The organism is Streptomyces millisiae (genome assembly GCF_031845425.1).
GTDB classification, from domain to species: domain Bacteria; phylum Actinomycetota; class Actinomycetes; order Streptomycetales; family Streptomycetaceae; genus Streptomyces; species Streptomyces millisiae.
On sequence record NZ_JAVREM010000360.1, the window covers coordinates 1 to 427 of the forward strand.

Annotated in this window: 1 protein-coding gene; it reads right to left on the reverse strand. The window is 66.3% G+C overall.

Annotation, left to right across the window (positions count from 1 at the left end; genetic code table 11):
• Positions 1-427: GntR family transcriptional regulator (locus RNC47_RS37085; protein ID WP_311605274.1), on the reverse strand; the 427-nt coding region annotated here is incomplete at both ends.

A 427-nucleotide genomic window follows, 5' to 3' on the forward strand; every position in this document is an offset into this window, starting at 1 on the left:
TCGACGAGGGTGGTGTCGAAGTAATACCGCGATGCGCGGTAGGCGTGGCTTCCGTACTCGACGACGCGTCCGGAATCGTCGAATGCCGTCCGTTCCATCACCAGCAGCGGGGCCTTCGGCTTCTCGTCGAGCAGCTTCGCCTCATCCCGCTCGGCAGCCTTGGCGCCGATGCGCTGCTGAGCCAACCGGATGTGCACCCCACGGGAGCGCAGCGACTGGTACAAACCGGCCCGCTCGAGTTCATCGCGATCCGGCGCGATCGAAGCGGGAAGGTAGTTGGTCATCAGCGCCAGCGGTTGACCGCCGGACATTCGCAGCCGGCGCATCGTCACCACCTCGCTGCCCGGTTGCAGGTTGAGCCGTTCGGCAATCTCGTCGGACGCCGGACCCACGGCGTACTCGAGCACCTTGGTGGCCGGTTCCTGGC